The sequence below is a fragment of the Pedobacter sp. genome (assembly GCF_045628745.1).
GTDB lineage: Bacteria > Bacteroidota > Bacteroidia > Sphingobacteriales > Sphingobacteriaceae > Pedobacter.
Map to the genome: position 1 here is coordinate 1 of NZ_JAZQPU010000422.1, position 2,915 is coordinate 2,915.

Sequence of the window (2,915 nt, forward strand, 5' to 3'; positions counted from 1 at the left end):
GCACCAGCATCTTTCACATAATAAACGATCATTTTATCTTGTGTAAAAGCTCCGATTTCAACAGTCGTTTTTGGCTTATTACTAGAGTATTTAATAGCGTTAGAAATCAGGTTGATCCAGACTTGTTTGATGAGCGATTTATCACCAATTGCATTCGGCAATACTTTCATGTCGAATACTGGGATATTTGCACCCTCTTCAAATGATAAATCTTCCTTTATGGAGTTCACTAAGGTGGCCATATTGATTTCAGCTACGGCTACTTGTTTTCTTCCTAATTTTGAAAAGGCAAGCAGGTCGTCGATCAGCTCACCCATCTTTTTTGAATTGCGGATAATGGTGTTAAGCACCTTTATGCCATCTTCATCAAGTTTATCAGCATAATCTTCTACCAGAATTTGCGTATAGCCATTAATAGCCCTGATAGGGGCACGTAAATCATGGGATACAGAGTAAGAAAAGGAGCCCAGCTCTTTGTTTGCAGCCTCCAGCTGTGCCGTGCGTTCAATTACTTTTTGCTCCAATTCATCATTCAGCTGTCGGATATCTTCTTCAGCATTCTTAAGCTCCCAATTGGCAATGCTCAGTTCTTCAGCTCTTTTTTCTTTTTCTTCATTTTGAAAAGCAAGTTCCTTGTTGGCAATGATTAATTCTGCTGCACGGTTTTCTTTTTCTTCGTTTTGGAAGGCAAGTTCCTTGTTAGCGATGATTAATTCTGCTGCACGGTTTTCTTTTTCTTCGTTTTGAAAGGCAAGTTCCTTGTTAGCGATGATTAATTCTGCGGCGCGGTTTTCTTTTTCTTCGTTCTGGAAAGCAAGTTCCTTGTTAGCGATGATTAATTCTGCGGCGCGGTTTTCTTTTTCTTCGTTTTGGAAAGCAAGTTCCTTGTTGGCAATGATGAGTTCTGCTGCACGGTTTTCTTTTTCCTGATTTTGAAAAACCAGTTCTTTATTGGCAATGATTAATGCTGCGGCCTGTTTCTCTTTTTCCTGGTGTTGAAAAGCGATTTTTTCATAGGCAATGATTAATTCATCCGAATTGTTGTTTTTCATATCCTTAACTGGAAGGTTTTGTTTTTAAATCTTTTCGAGATTTTCTAAAGCTAACACAATAAAGTGATACCAGTGTGTAAGCACCAATATATCTTCCATGGACGGTGACATAAATGCTTGATTTATATTTAATTTACGCTTCTATGTTTTAAGTAGATAGGGTTCGGGTATAGTATTTATTTTTTTATGGTTGTCGGCTTGTCGGCATTTTCTTGAATAGCGTCTTTACCGGTTTCTATCTCCACTTCTCTTGTGCTGACGGCATAATGGTTAGGATGGATTTGCTCGCCAAATTTTACAGCATAGGCTTTAGTAAACTCTGCACCGAAATAAAGGATGATGGAAGAATAATAAGTCCATAAGAGTAAGACCACTAAAGACCCTGCCGCACCATAAGTGCTTCCTACATCACTTTTACTGATGTAAAAAGAGATCCCAAATTTTCCTATCATAAAAAGGACGGCTGTTACCATGGATCCCAATATGACATCTTTCCAGCGGATGGTTGCATCGGGTAAGACTTTGAATATGACACCAAAGATGCTAGAAATTACCGCCAAGGAAATTACCTGGTTAACGATATAGAAGACCACCACCGAGGTATCTTTATAATTAGCCATCAGCCGATTGCTAAAACCATCAATCAGTGCTGTTACGCCCAATGAAACCAACAAGAGAAAGCCTAAGCTAATGATCACGGAAAAGGAAAGCAACCTGGTCTGAAGATATTTTAACCAGCTTTTTTTTGGTTTTGGCTTTAAGCCCCAAATGCCATTGATAGAATCCTGGATTTCTGCAAAAACAGTGGTTGAACCAATGAGTAAGGTAATACCCCCAATCACAATAGGAATGATGCCACTGTCGCTAATTGCCGCTTTTTTAATAATTTCCTGTAGCTGGATGGCTGTATCTTTTCCCAGGAAACCCACCAGCTGACCATAGATCTGACCTTCAATAGCTTCACGGCCAAAGAAAATGCTACAGATGGAAATGATGACGATGAGTAGAGGACCCATGGAGAAAACAGTGTAATAAGCCAGTGAGGCGCTTAATTTGGTTATCTTATGATCTGAAAAACCGGTGAATGCATCTTTTAATACTTTCCAAATTCCTTTAGCAGTAATTTTTTCCATAAATCTATTTTTTTTATCGTGACGTTTGCTGTTTTAGAGTTAAAACCATTACTGCTTAAAATGGTTTGAATTATGGATTAATAAAGCATGATAGAAGTTGCTGTCCGATAAGCGCAAGACCATATTCAATCAATTAAGAAACTTGAAGGAGCTGATAGGTCTGAAAGTGTACAACAGGAGCCGAGAAACTTTTTGTTGGTGAATAGGCAGTAAAGGAAATGAGGATTTGATTAACTAATATGAAGTAGCCGAAGACTTTCTTGCCTTAAGAATCAATATGATGATAAATGCCACAAGAGGCGAGCATAAAATTGCTAATAAAACTGAGCCCCAATAGCCTACCTAGTGCAGTATTTTTGCCATAATTGCCTATGGCAATGACTACTCATAATAAAACTGTTAAAATTAAGATTTCACTAGTGCCGAGGTTTAAGAACATTGAGCGCATGATTGTTCGTTTTTCATAATACAATGTAAGGATTAATTATCGATTGTTTTAAATATATTGCAACTCCAATTCATAGCATATGAAACGAAATCTATTAAAAGCGAGCTGTTTATCAATTGTGTTCTTTCTTTACATCCTTATAACTACTGGATGTAAAAAGGACAAATTGGTTGTGAATGAAGTAAAGGAATATTCGCAGGTGGGTCATGTCCCTGCCGATGCTTATGATGGTGGTTGGTCTTTAACTTTGCAACCAGATGGAGTTGCAGATGTTACTCCAGG

The 2,915-nt window shown here is 38.0% G+C and carries 2 protein-coding genes; both read right to left on the minus strand.

The window, feature by feature from the left end; translation table 11 throughout:
• The coding region (locus ACR2F7_RS15455; protein WP_432714443.1) for a sensor histidine kinase at window positions 1–1,052 on the minus strand (1,052 nt) is incomplete at its 3' end.
• A gap of 176 nt (window positions 1,053–1,228) precedes the next feature.
• On the minus strand, window positions 1,229–2,185 hold the full coding sequence (locus tag ACR2F7_RS15460) for a YihY/virulence factor BrkB family protein (protein ID WP_432714444.1): 957 nt from the start codon (window positions 2,183–2,185) through the stop codon (window positions 1,229–1,231).
• Window positions 2,186–2,915: the final 730 nt, after the last annotated feature.

Coding starts and splice junctions, on each gene's coding strand:
- ACR2F7_RS15460 (WP_432714444.1), bottom strand. CDS start 2,185: ATGGAAAAAATTACTGCTAAAGGAATTTGGAAAGTATTAAAAGATGCA.